At 31.2% G+C, this 23,346-nt stretch carries 24 protein-coding genes; 21 read left to right on the top strand and 3 right to left on the bottom strand.

Translation table 11 applies throughout. From position 1 onward, the window contains the following. Positions 1–36 precede the first annotated feature (36 nt). Positions 37–402 (bottom strand): NifB/NifX family molybdenum-iron cluster-binding protein, encoded by a 366-nt coding sequence (locus bsdE14_RS21710; RefSeq protein WP_264852116.1) that lies wholly within the window; start codon positions 400–402, stop codon positions 37–39. A gap of 213 nt (positions 403–615) precedes the next feature. On the opposite strand from bsdE14_RS21710, the gene bsdE14_RS21705 reads away from it, so the two are divergent. The 10 genes from bsdE14_RS21705 to bsdE14_RS21660 all read left to right on the top strand — a co-directional run bounded on the left by bsdE14_RS21705 (position 616) and on the right by bsdE14_RS21660 (position 9,104). Continuing rightward, a complete protein-coding gene (locus bsdE14_RS21705; protein WP_264852115.1) occupies positions 616–999 on the top strand; it encodes a DUF134 domain-containing protein in 384 nt (127 codons plus the stop codon). Between the two features lie 139 nt (positions 1,000–1,138). Continuing rightward, positions 1,139–1,345 carry a hypothetical protein gene (locus bsdE14_RS21700; protein WP_264852114.1) on the top strand — a complete coding sequence of 69 codons (207 nt, stop codon included), beginning with the start codon at positions 1,139–1,141 and terminating at the stop codon, positions 1,343–1,345. A gap of 15 nt (positions 1,346–1,360) precedes the next feature. Next, complete coding sequence (locus tag bsdE14_RS21695; protein ID WP_264852113.1) at positions 1,361–1,591, top strand: thioredoxin family protein; 231 nt, start codon at positions 1,361–1,363, stop codon at positions 1,589–1,591. Then, positions 1,591–2,277 carry a cytochrome c biogenesis CcdA family protein gene (locus bsdE14_RS21690; RefSeq protein WP_264852112.1) on the top strand — a complete coding sequence of 229 codons (687 nt, stop codon included), beginning with the start codon at positions 1,591–1,593 and terminating at the stop codon, positions 2,275–2,277. The genes bsdE14_RS21695 and bsdE14_RS21690 overlap by 1 nt, the downstream gene beginning before the upstream one ends. Positions 2,278–2,540: 263 nt before the next feature. Then, a complete protein-coding gene (locus tag bsdE14_RS21685) occupies positions 2,541–3,047 on the top strand; it encodes a hypothetical protein (protein WP_264852111.1) in 507 nt (168 codons plus the stop codon). Between the two features lie 246 nt (positions 3,048–3,293). Continuing rightward, a complete protein-coding gene (locus bsdE14_RS21680) occupies positions 3,294–4,946 on the top strand; it encodes a tetratricopeptide repeat-containing diguanylate cyclase (protein WP_264852110.1) in 1,653 nt (550 codons plus the stop codon). Positions 4,947–5,024: 78 nt separating this feature from the next. After that, positions 5,025–5,654 carry a class I SAM-dependent methyltransferase gene (locus tag bsdE14_RS21675; protein ID WP_264852109.1) on the top strand — a complete coding sequence of 210 codons (630 nt, stop codon included), beginning with the start codon at positions 5,025–5,027 and terminating at the stop codon, positions 5,652–5,654. Positions 5,655–5,830: 176 nt separating this feature from the next. After that, positions 5,831–6,385, top strand: a complete 555-nt coding sequence (locus bsdE14_RS21670) for a GNAT family N-acetyltransferase (protein WP_264852108.1) — start codon at positions 5,831–5,833, stop codon at positions 6,383–6,385. A 41-nt stretch (positions 6,386–6,426) separates the two neighbouring features. Beyond that, entirely contained in the window at positions 6,427–8,196 is a 1,770-nt protein-coding gene (locus bsdE14_RS21665; RefSeq protein ID WP_264852107.1) for a GNAT family N-acetyltransferase, read from the top strand. Positions 8,197–8,261: 65 nt separating this feature from the next. Continuing rightward, a complete protein-coding gene (locus bsdE14_RS21660; RefSeq protein ID WP_264852106.1) occupies positions 8,262–9,104 on the top strand; it encodes a class I SAM-dependent methyltransferase in 843 nt (280 codons plus the stop codon). Positions 9,105–9,121: 17 nt separating this feature from the next. Here the strand turns inward: bsdE14_RS21660 and bsdE14_RS21655 are convergent, their stop codons facing one another. Beyond that, positions 9,122–12,064, bottom strand: coding sequence for a sialidase domain-containing protein (locus bsdE14_RS21655; RefSeq protein ID WP_264852105.1), 2,943 nt, complete (start codon positions 12,062–12,064; stop codon positions 9,122–9,124). A gap of 510 nt (positions 12,065–12,574) precedes the next feature. Between bsdE14_RS21655 and bsdE14_RS21650 the strand changes: the two genes are divergently transcribed. Further along, the gene (locus bsdE14_RS21650) at positions 12,575–13,291 is read left to right on the top strand and encodes a class I SAM-dependent methyltransferase (RefSeq protein WP_264852104.1); all 717 of its coding nucleotides are present in this window, start codon (positions 12,575–12,577) and stop codon (positions 13,289–13,291) included. 69 nt (positions 13,292–13,360) lie between these two features. Then, on the top strand, positions 13,361–14,455 hold the full coding sequence (locus bsdE14_RS21645; RefSeq protein WP_264852103.1) for a radical SAM protein: 1,095 nt from the start codon (positions 13,361–13,363) through the stop codon (positions 14,453–14,455). A gap of 94 nt (positions 14,456–14,549) precedes the next feature. On the opposite strand, the gene bsdE14_RS21640 is transcribed toward bsdE14_RS21645, so the two are convergent. After that, positions 14,550–15,230, bottom strand: coding sequence for a DUF5680 domain-containing protein (locus bsdE14_RS21640; protein ID WP_264852102.1), 681 nt, complete (start codon positions 15,228–15,230; stop codon positions 14,550–14,552). Between the two features lie 331 nt (positions 15,231–15,561). On the opposite strand from bsdE14_RS21640, the gene bsdE14_RS21635 reads away from it, so the two are divergent. The 9 genes from bsdE14_RS21635 to bsdE14_RS21595 all read left to right on the top strand — a co-directional run bounded on the left by bsdE14_RS21635 (position 15,562) and on the right by bsdE14_RS21595 (position 23,153). Beyond that, positions 15,562–17,535, top strand: a complete 1,974-nt coding sequence (locus bsdE14_RS21635) for a bifunctional metallophosphatase/5'-nucleotidase (RefSeq protein ID WP_264852101.1) — start codon at positions 15,562–15,564, stop codon at positions 17,533–17,535. Between the two features lie 36 nt (positions 17,536–17,571). After that, positions 17,572–18,255 carry an SIMPL domain-containing protein gene (locus bsdE14_RS21630; RefSeq protein ID WP_264852100.1) on the top strand — a complete coding sequence of 228 codons (684 nt, stop codon included), beginning with the start codon at positions 17,572–17,574 and terminating at the stop codon, positions 18,253–18,255. 182 nt (positions 18,256–18,437) lie between these two features. Then, positions 18,438–19,460, top strand: coding sequence for a threonine aldolase family protein (locus tag bsdE14_RS21625; protein WP_264852099.1), 1,023 nt, complete (start codon positions 18,438–18,440; stop codon positions 19,458–19,460). A 302-nt stretch (positions 19,461–19,762) separates the two neighbouring features. Further along, on the top strand, positions 19,763–21,157 hold the full coding sequence (locus tag bsdE14_RS21620; RefSeq protein ID WP_264852098.1) for an amino acid permease: 1,395 nt from the start codon (positions 19,763–19,765) through the stop codon (positions 21,155–21,157). Positions 21,158–21,318: 161 nt separating this feature from the next. Further along, positions 21,319–21,555 (top strand): TIGR04540 family protein, encoded by a 237-nt coding sequence (locus bsdE14_RS21615; protein WP_264852097.1) that lies wholly within the window; start codon positions 21,319–21,321, stop codon positions 21,553–21,555. Positions 21,556–21,675: 120 nt separating this feature from the next. Next, positions 21,676–21,960: an ArsR/SmtB family transcription factor gene (locus tag bsdE14_RS21610; protein WP_264852096.1), complete on the top strand. Its 285-nt coding sequence runs from the start codon at positions 21,676–21,678 to the stop codon at positions 21,958–21,960. 11 nt (positions 21,961–21,971) lie between these two features. Next, a complete protein-coding gene (locus tag bsdE14_RS21605; RefSeq protein WP_264852095.1) occupies positions 21,972–22,298 on the top strand; it encodes a thioredoxin family protein in 327 nt (108 codons plus the stop codon). 136 nt (positions 22,299–22,434) lie between these two features. After that, a complete protein-coding gene (locus bsdE14_RS21600; RefSeq protein WP_264852093.1) occupies positions 22,435–22,755 on the top strand; it encodes a rhodanese-like domain-containing protein in 321 nt (106 codons plus the stop codon). 35 nt (positions 22,756–22,790) lie between these two features. Then, positions 22,791–23,153, top strand: a complete 363-nt coding sequence (locus tag bsdE14_RS21595) for a C-GCAxxG-C-C family (seleno)protein (protein WP_264852092.1) — start codon at positions 22,791–22,793, stop codon at positions 23,151–23,153. The last annotated feature ends 193 nt before the right edge of the window (positions 23,154–23,346 follow it).

Genomic DNA, 23,346 nt, shown 5'->3' with positions numbered 1-23,346 from the left:
AAATTGAATTACAAGGTTGCTTTTTAATAATTATATCTATTCGTTGTGGCATCCATGTTCATGAGCATGGCAGGAATCACCGGAATCTTTAAGTGAGCCCTGAAGCCATTTTAATGCTGCAGTCTTCACATTTCCAGAGCAGCCGCGAAGTACTTCAATTCCTGATTTATTAAGTACTCTTACAGCTCCTTCACCCATATTTCCTGCAAGCATAACCTTAACACCCATATCAGCTAAAGTTGAAGCAATATTAGATTTACAGCCGCAGCCTTCTGGTGATGATACGCTTTGAGAATCAATTATTTCTTTAGTAGCTGTATCTATTGTGAAAACGGTAAAATATTCGCAGTGACCAAAATGATTATCAATTTGATCTCCACGTGATGGTAGTGCGATTTTCATATAAAAATACCTTCCTTCTTTTATAATAACAAGCATTGTCAATAATATGTGTTATTGACATATGTCCTTTATGTATTATAATAAGCTTATAATGAACATATGTCAATAATGATTAGTTGGAGGTTAAAGTCCTAAATGGGCTTTAACGGGTAATCTGCCGATGGGAATCGGCAAGATAGATTACACAGTGTTTTGACTGAAAGGAGAAAAATAATGCCAAGACCTAGAAAATGCAGAAGAGTATGCAGCTTGCCAAAGAATACTTCATTTGGACCAGTTAGTTCTACTGATACTGAAAATAATACAATAATTATGTCAATAGATGAGTTTGAAACTATAAGACTTATAGATTTTGAAGGTATGCTTCAAGAGGAGTGTGCTGAAAAGATGGATGTAGCACGTACAACAGTACAGCGGATTTATAATGAAGCACGCTTAAAAATTGCAAAATCATTAGTAAATGGTTATATTTTAAAAATAGAAGGTGGAGATGTTAAACTCTGTGATGAAGCTGAAACATGGTGTGGATGTAAGAGGTGCCACAAGAAAAAATGTTGTGAAGGTAAGGATAAAAGTTCTTTGAATAATTCTTTATAGAATAATTGATTTTAAAATTGCATATGCTATAATAAACCTGTGGGGGGTATATAAATAACCCTTCTTATTTATATTGTGTACCCTTTTTAAAATATTTATTTATTTTATAACTAATAAAATGTAAAAGAGGGAAAGAAGCATGAAAAAGCAGTTTAAAATTATTATACTTCTACTGATGAGCCTAGCAGTTGTAGGTATATATCTAGGTAAAAATGTTTATTTAAAAAAAGATATCCCAAAGGAACAAGCTATGGTAGAGAGTGAAAAGGTAAAATCTAAGGATGCTAATGTAAAAGAAGCTACTACTAATAAGCCATCACTTTTAGAGTTTAGTACTGAAACCTGACCAACCTGCATACAGATGGTGTCTGTAATGAAGCAAGTTGAAAAAGAGTATGATGGTAAAGCAATAGTTAAAATTCTCCAAGTTGATAAAAACGATGAAAATTATAATTTAGCTGTGAAATATAACATAAAGGTTGTTCCTACTTTAGTATTTTTAAATGGCGATGGAAGTGAATATAAAAGAGTAGAGGGCTTTATGTCACAAAAGAGCATTGAAGATATTTTTAGCAAGATGGGAGTAAAGTAATGGAGAGCTTAATACATAATTTTTCTGTTTTTCTTTCCAATAATATTTGGTTTGCATTAATAACTGCTTTTTTAGCAGGAATAGTGTCTTCCTTTAGTCCCTGTGTTCTATCTACTATTCCATTAATTGTTGGATATGTAGAAGGATATGCTAAAAAGGACAAAAAACTAGCTTATTGGTATTCCTTCATATTTTGTTTGGGAATAATTATAACCTTTACATTACTTGGAGTTGCTTCAGCACTACTTGGTAGATTATTTACTGGAGCAGGCAGATGGTGGTATATTATTTTAGGTATCATTATGCTTGTAGTAGGTCTTCAACTAATCGGCGTAATTGAGTTTGGAAATAATAGCTGTAAGGTTCCAAACAGGAGAAAAGGAATAGTTGGTGCCTTTTTTCTAGGAATATTAGGAGGGGTGCTAAGTTCGCCTTGTTCAACTCCCATATTAGCAGCTATTCTTGCTTATGTTGCAAGCAAGGGTAATATTCTTTTAGGTGTTTTAATGCTGATACTATATTCAATAGGTCACTGTATACTTATTTTTATGGCAGGAACCTCCATTGGTTTAGTTGAGGAAATAAGTAATTCAAATAAAACAATATTTATAGGTAAGATATTAAAAATTATTCTGGAAATAGTAATATTTGTAGCAGGCTTTTATCTATTATATCTTGGATTCTAAGCCTATGAATCACAACGATAACCGTGGAAATTAATATTCCACGGTTATCATATTTTTCATCACATAACTGGCACAATTAAAGGTTCATTGTCTGAGGTGCTTTTTTATATTTAAATATACTTCTAAACTATAAGAAAAAAATTATAGAAGTTAAATGAAATATTTAAGTGGAACAAATTACATAATTAATTATACTAATATATTCAATGTTTTTGGGGTAAAGTATTTTTGGACAATATTCTTAAACATATAAGGAGGTAATTATGAAAAGATTTATTACAAGTATTTTAATCGCATTTAGTGCAATGGTTCTAGTAATGTTTTCAGCAAATAATGTAGTTGCTATTCCTGTAGAGAATAATTCTACAACTTCCTTGAGTGCTATTGAAGAAAAGGAAGAGTCTGCAATTCCAAAATTAGTGAAGGTTGAGCAGATTTCACCTAATCAAATTCAAATAAGCTATGATAGGGATGTTGATAAAAAATTAGGAGAAAAGTCAACAAATTATTGGATTCAAGATGTTATGAATGTTACTCCAAAAGGTATAGCTACGCTTGGTAAAAATGATAAAGTAAATGTAAATAATTCACTTACTGATAAGCTGGTAAAGATAAGTCCAAAAGAAGACTCATCAAAAGTATTTGTCTTAACCTTCAATCAAAACATCGTTAAAGGAGAACAATATAAGATAATTATTTGCTATGTTACAGTTGAAGGAGCTCCGGCATATAATGGAGATAACGGTTCAGCAATTTTTATTGGTAAATAGAGCTTCACTTTAAACAAGAAACCTAGAAAATTATTATTAAAGAGATACAATTTGCTATATGCCGTAAAGTTCAGTGAATTTTACGGTGTTTATTTTTTGTGATTAATAGCATATGAGAGAACTATTGGAAATATTTATAGCATGGTGGTATAATTAAGATAATTATGAATTTATTCCTATTAATAAATGAAAAAGTAATCGTTTTAATAACTAGTAAGGATAATGTAAGTAGAATAGAGGAACCCAATGGAAAATAACTTGTCAGAAGAAATTTTTAGGATGCTTGATGAATCAAAAAAAATATGTACAAGCTATCCCAACAAATCATATACAATGAGCAAAAAAGTATATAATCTTTGCAAAGAAAAAAGCATGACATTAGAAGAGGGCTATGCATTAATTGGAATGGCCTTTGCATGTAGAGCTAAATCAGAAATTAATAAAATGTTGAAGTACTCCTTTAATGCACTTGAAATATTTGGAGAATTAAATAATAAGTTAGGGCAAATTAAGTCGTTAAATCTAATAGGAATTGCGTATTTTTATAATTCCATGTACGAAGAAGCGCTTAAATCTTTATTACAAGCTTTAGACGTTTTAGATGAATTTAAAGATGACTTTTTATTGTGCTGCGTATTAAATAATATTGGTGAAGTTTATTATGAATCAATGAATCACGACACCGCATTAGAATACTATTGCAAAGCTCTTGAAATAATTACAGATATAAATTCAGATATAAGTACAGCCTCTTTATTAACTAACATTGGTAAAGTATACTTTACTCAAAAGAGATATTCGGATGCGTTAGAATATCATACCCAAAGCTACAATATACTTATTAAAGAAAATGATATGGTTATGCTAGGTGAAGTAGAGAATAATATAGGTAAAATTCATTTTGTCAATGAAAACTATGACAAAGCTGAAGAGTACCTTTTTAGTGCATTAAGAAGGTTGGAAAATATTGATAATAAGTTTTATACCATTGACGTTTTAGTGAATATCGCAAAATTGCAGCTAGTTAAGGATTCAAATAAATCACTTTATTATTTTGAAAAAGCAATACAATATGCGGAAAAAACGAATGCAAAGAAAAAATTGAGTGAAGTATGCAAAATGGTAGCAGACTATTACGATAGAATAGGTGATTTTAGAGTAGCTCTAGAATACTTTAAAAGATACCATAGTGTAGAACAAGAAATCATGACTTCAATTGTTGGAAACAAACTTGAAATGTTAAAAATAGAAATAGAGCATATAAGAGAAACTCATAAGTTTGAAAAAATGAAAATAATTAACAATCGATTAGAAAGTGAGATTTCATTTCAAAGAAGTGAACTGCAAAAGATACGTAAGATAAACAAAGTTTTAGAGAAAAAAGCACTTGAAGATGAACTTACAGGAGTTCCAAATAGAACCTATATTAATTATCATTTGAATAAAGCATGGGAAGAATCCATGTTATGTGATCCAGTGGTTGCTTTATTTATAATTGATATCGATAATTTTAAAAAATATAACGATTACTGGGGACATATAATAGGCGATCAATGCATTGTGAAGGTTGCCAACTGTCTAAAGGATATTCAAGTAAAACGTAAAGATATATTTGGAAGATACGGTGGAGAAGAGTTCATATATTTTGCAAAGAATTTAACCTATGATAAAGCCTTAGAATTAGGAAATAAATTGAAAAGTGAAGTTGAAAAATTATGCCTTAAGTACACCTTGGATGAAAATAGTAGTGTAATAACAATTAGTTTAGGAGGTGTACTGGGGAAAACGTCACAATTTGATAATATATCCGATATCATACAAGTTGCAGATAAGGAACTATACAAAGCTAAAAATAATGGACGTAATATTGTTTACATAAACAACTTAGTAAATCACTAAGAAATAATTATTAGAAGAACAATGGATGGCTTGATAAGAAAAGGTCGTGGAAATAGTATTTGTTTTTTGGAGGATAAGATGCTAGATAGTAAAGGATTTGACTTATGGGCAGATGGTTATGACAAAAGTGTAAAGCTCAGAGAAGAAAATAATGAATATCCATTTGCGGGCTATAAAGATGTGTTGAATTACATATACAATCAGGTTAAGCAAAAAGATTGTGCTAATGTTTTAGATATTGGCTTTGGAACCGGAGTTCTAACCACAAAGCTCTATAACGATGGGTATGAAGTTACTGGAATTGATTTTTCAAGAAATATGATTAATATTGCAGAGAAAAAGATGCCCAAAGCAAAGCTTATAAATTGGGATTTTACTAAAGGATTGCCAGATGAAATTAAAAGGAATCATTTTGATTTCATTATTAGTACCTATGCAATTCATCACTTAAATGATAGTAATAAAATAGAATTTATAAATTCGCTTACTTCCTTGCTAAATACAAATGGAAAGCTACTTTTAGGAGATGTTTCTTTTGAAACAAGGGATGAGCTTGAAAAATGCAAAGTTAAATATGAGGAGTATTGGGATAATGATGAAGTCTATTTTGTAGCGGAAGAAGTTAATGAAAGATTGAAGAATAAATGTGTTTGTGAATTTGTTAAAGTTTCTCATTGTTCCGGAGTATTGATTATTTGTAATAGTTAAATTTAATAAAAGAATATAACTATAACTTTAAGAGGGTGTATGTTTGAAACAATACTAAACATAGCATCCTTTTTTCTTATGAACAAAATTTATCTAGTTACAATAAAACTAAATATGCTATAATTGTAAAAGTATGAGATTTAAGTCTCAAAGTATTACAAATATGTGAGGTTAGTATGAAAGATATTTATGAAGAATGTCCAATATATTCAAAGAAGCTTATAACATTAAGAAAAACAATTATAGAAGATGCTGAGGAGCTCTTAATGTGCTATTCTGATGAAAAAGCAGTACCTCTTTTTAATTCTGATAATTGTCATGGTGATACATTTTATTACTCTACTACAGAGCGAGTGAAACAGGCTATTGACTTTTGGAACTATTCTTATAATAACAGGCATTTTGTAAGATGGACAGTAATTCTAAATGATACCAATGAAAAGATAGGTACGATTGAAATGTTTCATAGACTTGCTGAGGATGAATTTAATCACTACGGAATATTAAGGATTGATTTACAAAGTAATTTTGAATCCATGGCAATAATTAATGAGATATTAGAAATTGCTAATGAAAACTTCTTTAAAGCATTTGAGGTTAAGGCTATTCTAACTAAAGCTATTACAAAAGCTACTAAAAGAATTGCTTCCTTAGTGCAAAATGGATACAAACCTGTAAATAGGAAAGTTATGAATTATGATGACTATTATGTTAGATTTGCAGAACAGTAAATAGTTAAAAAGAAATAATTATATGATTTGGGGGAGCTTTTATGAGGGGTATTGATATAAGAGATAAAATTAACGAGTATATGGAACAATATACAAAGTTATGGGCTTTTAGTGGTTCTGTAGCAGCAATTAAGAATGGAAAAGTAATTTTTGAGAAAGCTTACGGATACGCTAATATTGAGCATAAAGTTAAAAATACCACTGAAACTAAATATAAAATATGGTCAATTACAAAGCAATTTACTGCAGCGGCTATTCTTCTTTTGGAGGAAAGAGGCTTGCTAAAAGTAGAGGATAGTATTAAAAAGTACTTTCCAGAATATGCTGAAATAAATTCCGATATCAAAATTTATCATTTATTAACGCACACTTCTGGAATTTTTAATTATTCAAGTCTGCCAAATTCACATGAAACCTTTCAAAGGTTGAATCATAAAAAGGATGACTTAATTAAAATGTTTTTAAATATGCCCTTAGAATTTGAACCTGGAACACAGTGGAAATATTGTAATACAGGATATTATCTTTTAGGTATGATAATCGAAAGACTTTCAGGTAAGACTTACGCTGAATTTCTTAATGAAAACATATTTTTACCGCTGGGCATGCTTAATACAGGAGTAGATAATGGCAAAAAACTAGTTTCTAATATGGCATCTGGATATTATCTAAATGATGATGAACTTATACATTGCAACTATATTAATATGGATTTAATGCTTTCATCCGGTGGTATGTATTCAACAGTAGTGGACTTACTAATGTGGGATCAGGCTTTAAATAATGGAAAGATATTAAGCAGCACTTCAATTGAAAAGATGAATACACAATATAAAAACAACTATGGCTATGGAGTTTCACTAAACATGAATGGGAATAGAAGAGTTATTCATCATAATGGCTCCTGTGAAGGATTTTTATCAGAAATACATAGATACGTAGACGATGATTTCGCTGTAGTAGTTTTAAGCAATTATGGATTTACAGCTACAAATAAATTATGTAAGTTAATTGCTTCTATAGTATTTGGAGAAGAATATCAACTGCCTGTTAAGCCTGAAGCATTTTCTATAAATGAAAAACTTCTAGAAAGTTATTTGGGTATATATGAAGAACAGGGTTTTAAACTTGAACTTAAAAGAGAAAATAATAAATTAAAATTAGTAATAGATGATGAATACATTTTACCTGCCTATCCAATTAACGAAAATACTCTGCATCATACATGGATAGATGAAGAGTACACTTTTACAAAAGATGATGATGGACAAGTATATTTATGGGGAATTAAAAAGAAAAACTCAAGAAGCTTTATTCGCTATGCTAATAAAGAAGATGCAGATACACTTGCATTAATAAATTCTAAATCCATCCAAGAGGGCTTTAAAGGTATTATTTCTGATGAGTTCTTAAAAGAAAAGTTTTCTTTTGAAAGATTAAAAGAACGTTTTAATAAGGAATTGGATGAGGGGAATACCTCAAATTGCGTTATTTACAAGGATGGTATGCCTATAGGCATGCAAACTTTTGCTAAGGATGATTGGATGGATAGAGACAATTTTGAAATTGATATATGGAGAATATATTTATTGCCTGATTATTGGGGAAAAAACTTAGGTTTAGAATTTATAGAATGGGGAATAAATGAACTTAAAAATAAGGGCTATAAGAAAGCAGCTCTTTGGGTACTTGAAGAAAATATGAGGGCACGAAAGTTTTATGAGAAGGCTGGTTTTATTCATGAAGGTGAAATAAGAATTATAAACGTTGGAAAGGAGGTAAAGGAGTATAGATATATAAAACAACTATAGAAATAAATATGAATAAAAGATTTACTAGCGTTGAAAAATAATATTTTATAAAGCGGAGTTTAAAAATGGGAAATGAGACTAAAAAAGTTATAAGTATTTGGGATAAGGTTGCACCTAGCTTTGGAAAAGTTGGGCCTTCCTATTGGAATAGTTTTGGAGAAAGATTAGTTGAGCTCTCAAGCATAAAAAGAGGCTCCAGCGTTCTAGATATTGGTATGGGGAGAGGTGCTTCATTATTTCCGGCTATTAAAAAAGCTGGAGAAAAGGGATATGTAATAGGTATTGATAACTCATCAATGATGGTAAGTGAAACTCATAAGGATATACTTACACAAAAAATAACAAATGCAGATGTTAAAATGATGTGTGCTGAATTTTTAGAATTTGAAAATAACTCTTTTGATAACATTATTTGTGGATTTGGAATGGGATATCTACTTTTAAGTGATAATAAATTAAATGGTATATTAAGAGTGTTAAAGAATGGCGGACAAGCTGGTTTTAGTATATGGGGAATACAAAAGGATCAAATATGGCTGAACGAAATTGTAAATAAATATTTGGATTTACCACCACAAAAGAATAATAGTACCGGTATGCCTAAGCTTGACTGTGTAGAAGGTGTGATAAAAATATTGCAAGACTCAGGATTTGAAAATGTTGAAGCACATGAAGAAGCAGCAGATGTTATATATAGGAACAAAGAAGAATGGTGGCAGGAAATGTGGGCAAATGCTGTAAGAGGTATTTTTGAAAGCATAGAAGAACTTGGAAAAGATAAATTTGATACATTTAAGAGAGAAGTTTTTGATGGTCTTGAGCAGTTCAATAAAGATAGTGGGTTTTGTTTTAAAATGCCAGTAATATATGCTTATGGAGAAAAATTAGTAAAAAGGACTTGCTTTTAATAAGCAAGTCCGAAATTTTATGGCGCTAAAACTGCAGATTCTGAATCTGTTAAAGGAGTACTATATACTTGAACATATGAGATATTACCAATAAAGTACCACTGCCCAGCTGTTCCGGCATCCTTATCAAGATTTCTCCCTATATTCATTGCATCAGGGGTTAAAATACTGCTTGCAAAAGCTGTTTGAGTTCCAGTGTATACTTTTACTCCATCAACAAATAGAGTAGTACCACTATTACTTACGTTTAATGCTACCACATGAGTTGCCCCATCGTTATAGTTAGTATTAGTAGTTGTAAAGTTAGTTGAATAGGTGCCATTTTCTCTATTTTCAAAGTGTAAAGCACCATTATTTAATGAAAGTGTCATGTTACTTGATGAATCTGCTGAGTGAGATAGGCTAAATATGGTTTTTGCTGCAGCTGTACTAGTTGAGCTAAATTTAGCAACAATAGAACCTTGAGTTAATCCACTTACAGCACTAATGTCGTTTGAAATATCATTATATTCTGTTCCTGTAAAAGATTTATTTGTTTGATAGTTTAATATTGGTGTTGATATTGTTGCTGCATTAGAAATATTGATTGTTCCATTAAAAACTTCAGAGCCTGACCTAGAATACTCAGTTCCTGCAACATTATATATTTTAAGGTTGGTTGGTAATGAAATATTTATTGGATAACTGCCGTCAGATAAAGCAGGTATAGTGCCATTAAATATTATTTGCCTGCCATCATCGCTTACACAATATGTTAATGGTACTGAAATACCTCCGATTTGAGCAGTAATAGTTCTTGTCCCAATTCCAATTACTCTTTGATCAAAGTTATAGCTTATTCCAAAGCTATCATTTGATTTAAAGGATGTTTGAGCTCCAATAAGCTGAGAGGAAATATAAGTCACTGGTTGTATTGTAGGAACCCATTCTATATATGGAATGTTCATTTCAGTATATTGCATGTAATTACTGGAATCCCCCTCATAGAACAACCCTATATTTCCATTTGGCAATTCTGTTAAGCATGAATAACCATAGTTTCCTGACTTAACCAATTGTGAGTATTTCCAGTTGAAAGTATAATTAGTTTTACCATTTGGTAATGTACCACTTGCTTCAATAAGTCCTATTCTTACAGTACCATTATTTCTACTGCTAGTTGAGTTTGGATTTGAAAAAATAATAGCATCTAAGCCATCAATTTTTTGACTGTAATTTATTACACTCATCTGACAATATGGATCTGCAAGAGTAAAGTCCTTTATTATTGCTGAATCCCATGTAGCACCACCGTCAAAGCTTGTTGCAACTGCTACTTTTCCTCCATAATTTCTGCAAAATAACTTAACTTGACCATCTGGCATTTCTACAGCTTGAGATTCTGTTAGCTCATAAGTGCTGGAGTTTAGAGTTTGCGAGCTAAGTGTTGTAGTACCTTCTACTCTTCCGTCATTTGGAGACTCTCCTAATTTCCAAGTTGTACCGTGGTCATCAGAGTAAACTACCGCACTTGATTGCTTACCATTAGCATTTGTATAATAGATAGGAAAAATTAATCTCCCAGCGCTGGTTCCGTTTTTAAGCTGAATGCCTCTGCCTGGTCCAGTTCCAAAGAAATACATCCAATCTTGTTTAGTCTGAGGAGTAATATCAATTGGATCGCTCCAAGTTTGTCCATCATTATCACTATATACTAATTTAAGAAAAAAGCTTTGTAAAACTTTAAGTGGACAACTGCTGCTAAAGGCATTTCCTACTAAACTACCATTTTGATAAACGTTGTTTAATGAATCTACTGTGTATGTAGTAGGAATATTGCTGCTATTGTAAACTACTCCATTTTGAACTGTATATACATTGTTTAAACTGTCATATAAATTTAAACATCTTACTCCATTAACTGTTGAATATCCTGAGCCCTTCTTTGAATTTCCGAAGTAAACACCATCTGGGGCTACATCAAAAAGCATATATATTCTTCCATTGGAGCTATCCTGGAGAATGCTTGGATCAATAGATGCACCATTATTTGATTGATACACTACTCTTTTTCCACTATCCCAAGACTTACCACTATCTTTACTGATTCTTATACCTTCATCTATGTGATTAGGCGTATCAGCTGCACTTCCATATCTTAAATCCATTCCTGCCAATACGCTGCCTGCTTTGGTTGTATATAGAGATGGAATTCTGAAATTATCTGAGTTAGCAAATCCGGGATAGGTTAAGTTTACAGGATTTGTTTTCACAACTCCTGATGGAAGAGGTTGGTTATTTAAATCTATAAAGGTTTCTCCAGTAACAGTAGAGAGATAACTATCATCTAGTGGGGAATTATAAACTTTAACGTAGTCTATATCTCCATTGAATAACCAATTCTTACTAGAGCTTATACCGCCTCTATAGATCTTTCCGATAGCTTGGGCATTGGCTCCGACTATGTCCTTAAAGAAATAAGTTGTAGCAGCTGTAGTAGTATTTACAAGTTTACCGTTAAAAAATAATTTATAATCAGTATTTTTAGTTACTTTAAGAGCTAGTGTGTTAAAGCCATTTAGATTAGAAGTGACAGTGGTGCTAGGTGCAGCAAGAGCAGTGGTGGTTGAACCAGTTTGAGTTCTAGCTTCAAACCCAACCTTATTAGTTGAGCTGTTGTAATATAGCGCATAATATCCATTATCCACAGTATTGTTACTTATTGAGAAGAGTGCTTGAAGTGCTGCGTTTGAAGTGCTTTTAAATCTTACAACAACAGTACCTTGGTCTAAGGCACTTATTTTATTAAGGTCACTGCTTACATTTACAGCTTGAGAATCTGAAGCTATGCTTATATTTTGATAGTTTTCTATAGGAGTAGTTGGCTCTTGCACAGCAAAGGTATTTACTGTACTAGCATTGATAGAAGTTAATAAAACTAAAGCAGATGTAATTATACTAAAAACTCTATTTTTTTTCATCTTCTTGGATTCCCCTTTATTTTTCATATATAATTTGAAGTAAAATATCTATGCAATAGTTGTCTAATAAGTTTTTTGGAAACACCTCCTTATTAAAATGTTGACAACGTTTACATAAATTATCTATTGTTATTATATCATGCCATTTTTGGATTGTATATACAAAATTATGATAAGTATATACAAAAAATAAATTGTACATACATTAATAATAATGTCTATGAGATTAATAGAAATTTAAAATATTTAAATTATGTTTATCTTTTTTTGATTCTATAAAATGATAAAGGTATGGCATTTAAACTGCCTATAAAAACGTTATATCACGATTTTCTTTCAATGTACTGTAGTATTAAACATATACAGTGATATTGCTATATGGCATTTTAAGTGTAATATAATTGGTTTTAATCTTAATCATATGTTTTGCATAAAGTTAAATATTTGGAATAATATTTAACTAGTGGTATAATTAAGTAAGATAGTAAATAGTAATTTGGGGGTATAGTTATGCTTGAGCAAATTGATTCCGAAATAATAAAAAATAATGATGATGTATTTATTATGCTGGATGAAATATTAGAAAAAAGAGATGAAGAATGGTGGACTAAATTTTATTCTGATAAAGCAAAGCCCATTCCTTTTTTTCATTGTATACCTGATGAAAACCTTGTTTCATATTTTGATAATGGAATATTAAAGCGTGGAAGGGCACTAGATGTTGGTTGTGGAAATGGAAGAAACTCATTATACCTTGCAAGTAAGGGGCTTGATGTTCAAGGAATAGATTTTTCTGAGACTTCTATAGAATGGGCAATAAAAACTTCTAAAGAAAAGAGCGTAAATGTTAATTTTAAATGTCAATCTATTTTCGACTATGAAGATAATGAAAAGAGCTTTGACTTTATTTATGATGCTGGATGCTTTCATCACATTAAACCACATAAAAGAGAAAAATATTTAAACACTATTTTAAAATATTTAAAAGAAGATGGATATTATGCAATGACATGCTTTAATTTAAAGGGTGGCGCGAATATCTCTGATTATGATGTTTATAGAGATTATTCGATGCATGGAGGAATTGGTTTTACTGAATATAAGCTAAGAACAATTCTTGAGCAATATTTTGAGATAGTTGAATTTAGAGAAATGCTAGAATCAGCTGATGATAATGTTTTTGGAAAGTCCTTTTTGTGGACAGTACTTTTAAAGAAAAAATCCTAGCGCTAAGTAGAGGAAGATTTAAATAACATTTCACACAAAGTTGAATAAGTGGGTTAAGGAGATACAGTTATGGAAAATGCTTTTGATCTATCTACGTACATGAGCAATGGAGTGGAGAATATAATAAAAAGTATAATAAAAGCATCCTTTAAAAATCCTAAAGAAACAGCTTTTATAATGAACTATATGATTTCAAGTAAAGAAGCTAAGAAGAGAAGAGAATCATTTGAGGTTAAGGGAATGAATATACCACCTTTCCTAATTTCAAGTATAACCAGTAGCTGCAATTTGCACTGCAAAGGCTGTTATGCAAGAGAAAATAACACCTGTGGAGAGGGTTTAGATAAACAACAAATGTCGGCTGATAGATGGAATGAAATATTTGATGAAGCAAAGAAATTAGGTATATCCTTTATTTTACTTGCAGGTGGAGAGCCCCTTATGAGGCTAGAAGTAATACAAAGTGCAGCAAAGGTAAAAGAAATAATATTTCCTATATTTACGAATGGTACTATGATAGATGACTGCTATATTAATTTATTCGATAAGAATAGAAATCTTATTCCTATTCTTAGTATTGAAGGACGCCAAGAGCAAACTGATAAAAGACGTGGGAATGGTACATATGAGTTATTAATGAAATGCATGAATTCTTTGAAGAAAAAGGACATTTTATTTGGAATTTCTATTACTGTTACCAGAGAAAATATACAAACTGTTACTAGTAGTACTTTTTTCAACGAGTTATATACTATGGGCTGCAGAAGCGTGGTTTTTGTAGAATATGTTCCGGTAACTGAAGCAACAAGAGGTCTTGAACCTACGGATTTGGAGCGTAAAATACTTGAGGATAATCAGGAAAAGCTCAGAAAAGAATTCGAAGATGCTATTTTTATCTCCTTCCCAGGGGATGAGAAGTACACTGGTGGGTGTCTTGCTGCTGGAAGAGGTTTTTTTCATATTAATGTTAATGGAGGGGCAGAGCCGTGCCCGTTTTCTCCTTATTCAGATACTAACTTAAAAGAATGCTCTTTACTGGAAGCACTGAAATCCCCATTATTTAAACATATTAAAGAGAGTGAAATACTTGCGTTAGAGCATACGGGTGGGTGCTTATTGTTCCAGAAAGAAGCAGAAGTAAAAAAGATGCTAGACTGCTGTTAAAATAAATTACTAAGACAAGTACAAAAAAACCATGCCAAGGTTGTATTTCAATCTAGCATGGTTTTTTATATTAGTATAAAGCTATAGTAAAGATTTATTTAATTAAACCGCCATGAAAGATACATTCATAAACTTTAGTGCCGCTATAAAAGATTTCCTCTAAACCTTGAAACCAATCAAATTTGCCATTAATGAAACAATGATATATATAATCTCCCTTTTGATATGATAAGGGGCCACGATACGGTTTATCTTTTGGTACTAATAGTAAAACTTCTTTTAAAAAGTCCCCCGAAAAACCTTCGCTAGTAATTCGACCTATATAATTCATTGACCAGAAGGGAGTGTTCTCAATCCACAAAGCCTCTTCGCCTGCAAATTTTTCGCCACCAATATAGGTGTCTATATATTTTAAGTAACCTTCAGAGTATTGAAAGTCGTGAGAACATGGCCTGGAAGATATTGTTTCAATACCTTTTCCTGCATATCCAGATTTCTTGGCTTTTATTAAAAAATCGATTAACTCTTCGCTTACTTCATATTCAATATTGTTCTCGCACTCTTTACTACAGCTATCATTACTAGTTTTTACTAGTTTATCTATACTAACTCTAAAAAAATCACTTAATAGTATCAATTTATCTAAGTCAGGGAAAGAATGACCAACCTCCCATTTCGCAACGGCTTGACGAGAAACTCCTATAATTTCTGCAAGGGTTTCTTGGGAAAGCCCTTTATTCTTTCTGAGTGTTTGTAATTTCTCATTAAAACTCATATGAATCACCTCAATTTAAGTATACTAGTACTTCCGTATAATAACTACCAAGTAAGAGTAACATTTTTGTCAACTTAAGGTTGCGAGGGACAGATAATGTTGAAAATAGCAAATTTAATTGAGTAGGTAGTAGATAATTTAAAATGCATGTCCAAATATGTGGATAACTGTGTGACTAATGTGAATTTTCTGATAAATAAAGTTTGATATATGTTTCCATGCATAAAGCTCTGGCATAATTATTTAATAAATTAAATCTAAAAATACTTGCCATGAGCCCATTAATCAATGTACTATTGAATTAAAGTAAATTATTTAAGGGGTAGATATAGTGAAAACGTTTATAAGAGGGCTATGTATTTTATTGTGTGTTTTAATGCTGCAGCCTATGGGCGGCAAAAAAGTATTTGCAGATAATAATGAAAAGACTATGACAATACTTTTTACTCATGATATGCACGATCATTTACTTCCAACTAGCATTCAAGATAATGGACAAGTTGTTAGAACTGGGGGGTATGCAGAACTTCAAAGCGCAATTAATGCTGAAAAGAAAAGTAGTGCCAATTCTATATTAGTTGATGCTGGAGATTATTCAATGGGTACTCTATTTCAATCAATATACTCTAGTGATGCTCCAGAGCTTAGAATATTGGGTCAAATGGGTTATGACGCTGTAACCCTTGGAAATCATGAATTTGATTTTAGAGCAAACGGACTCGCTGATAGCTTGAATGTTGCAAAAAACAGCGGAGATAAGCTGCCTCAAATTGTGCAGTCAAATGTTTCATTTAACGCCGATAAAAGTGGTAACCTATCTCAGTCTTTAGCTAATTTGAAAAAGGCTATGAGTGATTATGGGATTAAAGACTATACTGTAATAGAGAAAAATGGTATAAAAATTGGTGTTTTTGGGCTGATAGGTTTAGATGCAGCAGACAGCGCACCAATGGCAGAGGTGAAATTTACTGATGTTACTGAAAATGCCAAAAGAGTCGTAGATATTTTGAAGAATAAAGAAAAGGTTGATATGATTATTTGTTTATCACATTCAGGTGTAGATGTGGATAAATCAAAATCAGAAGATGAAAAACTAGCAAAGAATGTTCCAGAAATCGATGTGATAATTAGTGGTCATACTCATACTAAACTTGAAAAACCAATTGTTGTTGGAAGTACTATAATTGGTTCCTGTGGAGAGTATAGCGAAAATTTGGGTGTAATAAATATTACTCAGAATTCTGATAAGAGATGGAAGTTAAATAATTATAAGCTTGACAAAATAGATAATACGTTGACACCAGACTCTAATATCTCTAAAACTATAGAAAAGTTTAAAAGCGTAGTAGAGCAAAAGTATCTTAATAGATTTGATATGAAGTTTGATGAAATTCTTGCTTATTCAACAATGAATTTTGTTCCTTCATCAGATATAGGAAAAAAGCATGGAGAGGATACTCTAGGAAACTTAATTACAGATGCGTATATCTATGCTGTGAAAAAAGCGGAAGGTGCAAATTATGAGCCAGTAGCAGCTGCCTTTGTTCCTACTGGTACAATAAGAGGTTCCTTTGTAAAAGGAAATATTACTGTATCAGATGCGTTTAATGCTAGTTCCTTAGGAATAGGTGCTGACAAGATTTCAGGTTATCCATTAATTTCTGTGTATCTTACAGGAAAAGAGCTAAAGACAGCATGCGAAGTGGATGCTTCTATTTCGCCAGTGATGTCTTCAGCGCAGCTATATATGTCAGGGTTAAACTTTGCCTTCAATCCTAATCGAATAATTTTAAATAAAGTGACTAAAGCAAATCTACAAAAGCCAGATGGTACTTTGGAAATAATTGAAGATAAGAAACTCTATCGTGTTGTGGTAGGATTATATTCTGCACAAATGCTTTCTGTAGTAGGTGAAAAATCTTATGGGTTATTATCCATTGTTCCAAAAACTAAGGATGGCAAACCTATTACTGATTTTGAAGCTCAGATAATCAAAGATAATTCTAATGGAAATAATTACGAGGTAAAAGAATGGTTTGCAATTGCTGAATATCTTAAATCCTTTGATAAAGTAAATGGTGTTTCTCAAATTCCTAAGTATTATAGTGAAACTCATGAAAGAAAGGTAGTTTTGGGTAGTCACAATATAATTGCAATGTTCAGCAGCCCAAATGTTTTTTCAATTTCTATATGTGCTATTATAATAGTTGTTATTGCACTTGTTATCTTCATTATTGTAAGAATTGCAACAAGAAAAAAGAGAAGGGCAAAGAAAGCTGCTAAAAAGATATCACCATTATTTTAATTAGTCATAGTATATTATAGTAATTATATTAAAGGGATGAAGGGAATGTTTCCAAACTATATGAATTATTATAATGCTGAAGAATATAAAATAATGAAATACGCAAATAAATTGAAGGTATTTGGCAGTGGAGCTGTAAATGTAAAACCAGATATGGCTGAGGTTATTATTAGTGTAATAACAGAGGATAAAGAATTAGAAACAGCCCAAAAGTTGAATGCTGAAATTACAGAGCAAGTAATCGAAAATATAATGAAACAGGGAGTATCTAAAAAAGATATTCAAACTCAAAGCTATTCTATTAATATGAAATATGATTATATTGATGGCAAACAAATCTTTAGAGGTTATATAGTTACTAATTCACTTAAAGTAATCATCAGGGATATAAATAGCGTGGGAAAAGTAATAGATGCAGCAGTACAAGGTGGGGCCAACTCTATAAATAATATTAGCTTCATAGTATCAGAACCATCAAAATATTATAATTTAGCTTTGAAACTAGCAATAAAGGATTCTCAAAGCAAAGCAATGGCTATTGCTGGGAAACTTAATGTAAGTATAAGTGAAGTACCAATCCAAATTGTAGAACTGTCAAGCAATGTAGTTACTCCGTTAATGACAGCCGGCTTAAAAGCTTCTACTACAGCTACTCCTATTGAAGCAGGTGAAAATAAGATAATAGCAAATATTGAAGCAGTATTTAGTTATTATGAATAGATAATTATGTATAAAGGACTCTACAGATATTGTATAGATATTTTGTAGAGTTCTTTTATATTAATTGTATTTGAATACCGAAGATGAAACAGAGAAGTTTGAAGATATAAGAAACTAATACTTTGATTAAAATATAAAAATGAGTTATAATTCCAATAATGTATTATAAGGAGGTCTTACCTATGTATAGTTTTAAAAATGATTATAGCGAAGGTGCTCACCCAAGGATATTGGGTGCTTTAATGGAATCAAATATGGAACAGCTAGAAGGCTATGGCGAGGATAAATATACAGTGAAAGCAGTTGAACTTTTAAAAAAGAAATGTGGACGTGATAATATAGATGTTCATTTATTACCTGGTGGAACTCAAACTAATTTAACTGCTATATCAGCCTTTTTGAGGCCGCATGAAGCAGTAATTGCAGCAAATACTGGGCATATACTTGTTCATGAAACTGGTGCTATTGAAGCTACAGGTCATAAAATTATATCCATAAAGGTTAATGATGGAAAGTTAAGATCGGAGCATGTTAGAGCAGCTCTTGATGAACATACTGATGAACATATGGTAAAACCTAAATTAGTGTATATTTCAAATCCAACAGAAATAGGATCTATATATACTAAACATGAATTGGAGCAGCTGAGTAAATTTTGTAGAAGTAATGGGCTTCTTCTATATGTGGATGGTGCAAGGCTTGGATCAGCTTTAACTTCAGAAGAAAATGACATGAAACTATCTGATATAGCAGAGAATGTTGATGCGTTTTACATAGGTGGTACTAAGAATGGTGCCTTAATGGGTGAAGCACTTATAATTTGTAAGGAATGTCTAAAAGAAGACTTTAGATTTCATATCAAACAAAAGGGAGCGCTACTTGCAAAAGGCAGAATACTTGGAATACAATTTTTAGAGCTTTTCAAAGATAATCTATATTTTGATTTGGCTAGGCATTCCAATGATATGGCAAAAATATTAAAAGAAGGGCTATGTGAAGCTGGGTATTCCCTCTTAACGCATTCTCCATCTAATCAAATATTTCCGGTTTTACCTAATGAGGTAATTGAAAAGCTTGAAGAAAAATATATGTTCTATATTTGGCAAAAAGTTGATGAAGATAATTCAGCTATTAGACTTGTAACTTCCTGGGCTACTAAAGAAGAACAAGTATTAGAATTTATTCAAGAACTAAAAAGAATTTAATTTATATTTTAAATAAGCAAAAAACAGTTGTAGACATATTAAATATAAACTATGACTGTTTTTTTAATACATTTTAATATGCATATTGAAATTTATTCCATATTAGTATAAAATTATTATAATGGGTTGCCCCATTTAAAATTGAAATGGTTTACAATTTAAGTTACGACTCAATAATTAATTACAATTAAACTGATGATTATAGATTTTTAAAATGTATAGCTTAATTGCAACTTAGTAATTTTAAGAGGTGAATGTAACTTCTTTAAATTTATAAATTTATTGAGTCGGGGGGTATATTAATGTCAAAGAAAAACTTACTAGATGATCAGGACAATAAACTTAAAAGGGAATTAGGGCTTGGGGCAGCTACAGCAATTGTTGTAGGTAATATGATAGGCTCAGGAGTATTTATGGCACCTGCAACCTTGGCAGCCCAATCAAATCCAAAGACATCAATATTAGCTTGGGTTATTACAGCAATAGGTTCAATTCTAATTGCATTAAGTTTTGCTAACTTAGGATCAAAAATGCCAAAGACAGGAGGACCTATAGAATATACTAGAGCAGCCTTTGGGGATTTTGCAGGATTTTTAATTGCTTGGACTTATTGGATAGGTGCATGGGTTGGTAATGCAGCAATTATAACCGCATTTATGAGTTATTTTACACATTTCGTTCCTGCTGCAGACAAACCTTTAATTGCATTTCTGGTAACTTCAGCTATACTATGGTTTTTTACGATAATAAATATTTTAGGTGTTAAGGAAGCAGGAATAGTAAGCATTATTACAACTGTTTTAAAAATAGTTCCTCTTATTGTGTTTATAATAATTGCCGCTATTAATTTTAATCCTGACTATTTAAAAACTGTATCTGATGCAAAGGTTAGCGGAATGGATACATTATCAGCTGCTGTAGCAGTAACCTTATGGGCCTTTGTAGGTCTTGAAAGTGCTACAATACCAGCTGGTGAGATTAAGAATCCAGAAAAGAATATTAGAAAGAGTACAATATATGGAATTTTATTAACAGCAGTAATATATATAATTATATCAGTAGTAGCTATGGGAGCCATGGATCAAGCTACTCTTGCTGGTTCTAAGGCACCACTAGCTGATATAATTAATGCTGCAACTGGGGGAACCTGGGGAGGAAACTTTATAGCAATAGGTGCTGTAATTTCTACATTAGGTGCTACATCAGGATGGGTATTAACAACAGCTAGAAGTGGTTTTGCTGGGGCAGAAGATAACTTGTTTCCAAGGATTTTTGGAAAGGTTCATTCAAAGTATAAAACACCTATAGCATCATTAATTATTAGTGGAATATGTGCAAATTTACTGCTCATATTAAACTATGTAGGGTCATTAAGATCGGCCTTTGACTTTATGATTTTACTTGCTACATTGGCTTTCTTACCAGCATATACATTCTCAGCTGCTGCTGAAATAGTACTTTTAAAGAAAAAGGCAAAAGAATTTAATATTTGGAATTTCTTAAAGAACTCTTTTATATCATTAATAGCATTTGCTTATTCTGTATATGCTATATATGGAACTGGAGCAGAAGTTGTAATGTATGGCTTTATTCTAATGCTCATTGGAATTCCATTCTATGTATATATGATGCTTCAAAACAATAAGCAAGAGCAACTTATTGTTAATATGAATAATAATTCAGATTTTAAGGCATAAAGAGCTTATACCACCTTAGAAAGCTAAGGTGGTAATTTTATGAAATCATATATGCAATAATAAAGAATTTTTGTCACTTTATGAAATATTAGTATTTAAAAAGTTTAAAGGTTAGGTTATAATATAATCAAAATTATTATGCATAAATAAAGGAGCAAAATATGAGAGCAGTATACAGAAACCCAAGAGAACTAGCAATTAAAATAAAAGATGTTGTTGATATGTATAATGAAGGGTTAATTACATATGAGAATCTTGAAACAACAATTATAGAAATGATAAAAAAGAATGAAGATCGAGTTTATAAAAATGGTTTTATGCCAACAAAATTAATTAATGTTTTAGGTGAAGAAAGAAAAGCTATAATAGATGAAATAGCTAAGAAAATAGAACAGTAAAGATAAGGGTGGATTTAGTAAGTGTATACTAAATTCACCCTTTTAAAATTGCATATTGACAAGAAATTAATATAATAATAGTATAAGAATATAATAAATTTCTTATATAAGGAGAAAAAAATGGTTGATAAAGTAAAAGAAATATCAGAATTATTAAAGGTATTATCCAACGAGAATAGGTTAGCTATAGTCTGTCATCTAATTGAAAAACCTATGACTGTTAGTGAGCTTCACGAAAGGCTAGTGCATATATCGCAGCCAGCACTATCACAGCACTTAGCAATGCTCAAGGCAAATAAAATATTAGACTCAAATAAAAGTGGCTTATCAATAACTTATTCTATTCACGATGATAGGATAGTAAATATAATTCTAGCATTAAAAACAAATTATTGCGATAACTAAGGAGTAAAAAAGTGATTAGAGCTAATTCATATGAAAGCATGGAAGGATTAATAAAAGACAACCAAATGGTTTTAGTTTATTTTGGAGGGAATAATTGCAGTGTATGCAGTGCTATGAAGCCTAAGATTGAAGAGCTTCTTAAAGGCTATCCAAAGATTAAGAGTGCAGATGTAACCGTAGAAAAGGCAATATCCCTGTCAGCAGCGTATAATGTTTTTACTATACCTGCTATTCTATTGTTTATTGAAGGAAAAGAGATACTAAGAGAAGCAAGACATATAAGCATTGATGAATTAGAAGCAAAAATTAGTAGATACTATACTCTGCTATATGGATAAATCTGCTTAGGCGCTGTTTCAAAATAAATTTTATTTATTGTAAAATTATAATATTTTATTGACAAAAATAAATTATAGATATAATATAATTATATAAGCAATTACTTATATAATATTATTTTAGGAGGTAATTATTATGTTTCCATTTTCATTTAAAAGTACATTTAGCTCAGTAGACGTGAATGATTTAGAAGAGCTATTTGGTAAAATTAATCTGATAGATGTTAGAGAGCAATATGAATATAGAAGTGGACATCTACCTACAGCAAAAAATATACCCATGGGAGAGCTTTTGAATGATCCTGAAAAATTTCTTGATAAATCAAAAGAATACTATATTATTTGCCAATCAGGTTCAAGAAGCTCTAGAACTTGCAGTATGCTAAAAAACAGTGGTTATAATGTAATTAATGTATCAGGCGGCACAGGTAGATATAGTGGAAGTTTAAAAAGATAAATATTATATTTTATTAACTTAAGAGGAGTGTTATTATGACAAAAGCATCAGAGTACCATAAGCAAGGCTATAATTGTGCAGAAGCTATTATTAAGGCCTTTAACGAAAAAAACAATACTAATATTCCAATTAGCCTTGGAAGTGGTATGGGGACTGGCTTCGCAACTGGCAGTATGTGTGGAGCCGTAGGAGCAGCTTCAGTAATTATTGGTTCTTTGAAGGGAAGAGAAGATAATACAGAACAAAACGATGCAAGAATACTTACAAAAGAATTAATGCTAGATGTTAAAGAAAAATTTAAAACGGACACCTGCAAGGAATTGAAAATTAATGGAATAAGCTGTGCAGAAATTATTGATCATACCTTTGAAAGTTTAAATAAAATTATTAGCAGGTAGTATTTTTATAGTCGAGTAGGAGAATGGAGTAGTATGAAAATTTTAAGCAGGATTATAATTAAGTGGCACTTAATATAAAGTGTCATATAATATACCGAAGACATATCTTCAAAAAATAGTTTAGGATGTGAATTATATGAGCAGGCATAGACATAGTAGTTCAAGAAGATGTTGTTGTAATAATAACTCAGGG

It is taken from the genome of Clostridium omnivorum (assembly GCF_026012015.1).
Taxonomy (GTDB): Bacteria; Bacillota; Clostridia; order Clostridiales; family Clostridiaceae; genus Clostridium_AX; species Clostridium_AX omnivorum.
The sequence above is the reverse complement of the archived record's forward strand: the minus strand, read 5'-3'. Positions and strand labels throughout refer to the sequence as shown.

Bases quoted from the DNA above. Each gene is read 5' to 3' on its own strand.
- bsdE14_RS21710 (WP_264852116.1), bottom strand. From the start codon at position 402: ATGAAAATCGCACTACCATCACGTGGAGATCAAATTGATAATCATTTT.
- bsdE14_RS21705 (WP_264852115.1), top strand. From the start codon at position 616: ATGCCAAGACCTAGAAAATGCAGAAGAGTATGCAGCTTGCCAAAGAAT.
- bsdE14_RS21700 (WP_264852114.1), top strand. From the start codon at position 1,139: ATGAAAAAGCAGTTTAAAATTATTATACTTCTACTGATGAGCCTAGCA.
- bsdE14_RS21695 (WP_264852113.1), top strand. From the start codon at position 1,361: ATGGTGTCTGTAATGAAGCAAGTTGAAAAAGAGTATGATGGTAAAGCA.
- bsdE14_RS21690 (WP_264852112.1), top strand. From the start codon at position 1,591: ATGGAGAGCTTAATACATAATTTTTCTGTTTTTCTTTCCAATAATATT.
- bsdE14_RS21685 (WP_264852111.1), top strand. From the start codon at position 2,541: ATGAAAAGATTTATTACAAGTATTTTAATCGCATTTAGTGCAATGGTT.
- bsdE14_RS21680 (WP_264852110.1), top strand. From the start codon at position 3,294: ATGGAAAATAACTTGTCAGAAGAAATTTTTAGGATGCTTGATGAATCA.
- bsdE14_RS21675 (WP_264852109.1), top strand. From the start codon at position 5,025: ATGCTAGATAGTAAAGGATTTGACTTATGGGCAGATGGTTATGACAAA.
- bsdE14_RS21670 (WP_264852108.1), top strand. From the start codon at position 5,831: ATGAAAGATATTTATGAAGAATGTCCAATATATTCAAAGAAGCTTATA.
- bsdE14_RS21665 (WP_264852107.1), top strand. From the start codon at position 6,427: ATGAGGGGTATTGATATAAGAGATAAAATTAACGAGTATATGGAACAA.
- bsdE14_RS21660 (WP_264852106.1), top strand. From the start codon at position 8,262: ATGGGAAATGAGACTAAAAAAGTTATAAGTATTTGGGATAAGGTTGCA.
- bsdE14_RS21655 (WP_264852105.1), bottom strand. From the start codon at position 12,064: ATGAAAAAAAATAGAGTTTTTAGTATAATTACATCTGCTTTAGTTTTA.
- bsdE14_RS21650 (WP_264852104.1), top strand. From the start codon at position 12,575: ATGCTTGAGCAAATTGATTCCGAAATAATAAAAAATAATGATGATGTA.
- bsdE14_RS21645 (WP_264852103.1), top strand. From the start codon at position 13,361: ATGGAAAATGCTTTTGATCTATCTACGTACATGAGCAATGGAGTGGAG.
- bsdE14_RS21640 (WP_264852102.1), bottom strand. From the start codon at position 15,230: ATGAGTTTTAATGAGAAATTACAAACACTCAGAAAGAATAAAGGGCTT.
- bsdE14_RS21630 (WP_264852100.1), top strand. From the start codon at position 17,572: ATGAAGGGAATGTTTCCAAACTATATGAATTATTATAATGCTGAAGAA.
- bsdE14_RS21625 (WP_264852099.1), top strand. From the start codon at position 18,438: ATGTATAGTTTTAAAAATGATTATAGCGAAGGTGCTCACCCAAGGATA.
- bsdE14_RS21620 (WP_264852098.1), top strand. From the start codon at position 19,763: ATGTCAAAGAAAAACTTACTAGATGATCAGGACAATAAACTTAAAAGG.
- bsdE14_RS21615 (WP_264852097.1), top strand. From the start codon at position 21,319: ATGAGAGCAGTATACAGAAACCCAAGAGAACTAGCAATTAAAATAAAA.
- bsdE14_RS21610 (WP_264852096.1), top strand. From the start codon at position 21,676: ATGGTTGATAAAGTAAAAGAAATATCAGAATTATTAAAGGTATTATCC.
- bsdE14_RS21600 (WP_264852093.1), top strand. From the start codon at position 22,435: ATGTTTCCATTTTCATTTAAAAGTACATTTAGCTCAGTAGACGTGAAT.
- bsdE14_RS21595 (WP_264852092.1), top strand. From the start codon at position 22,791: ATGACAAAAGCATCAGAGTACCATAAGCAAGGCTATAATTGTGCAGAA.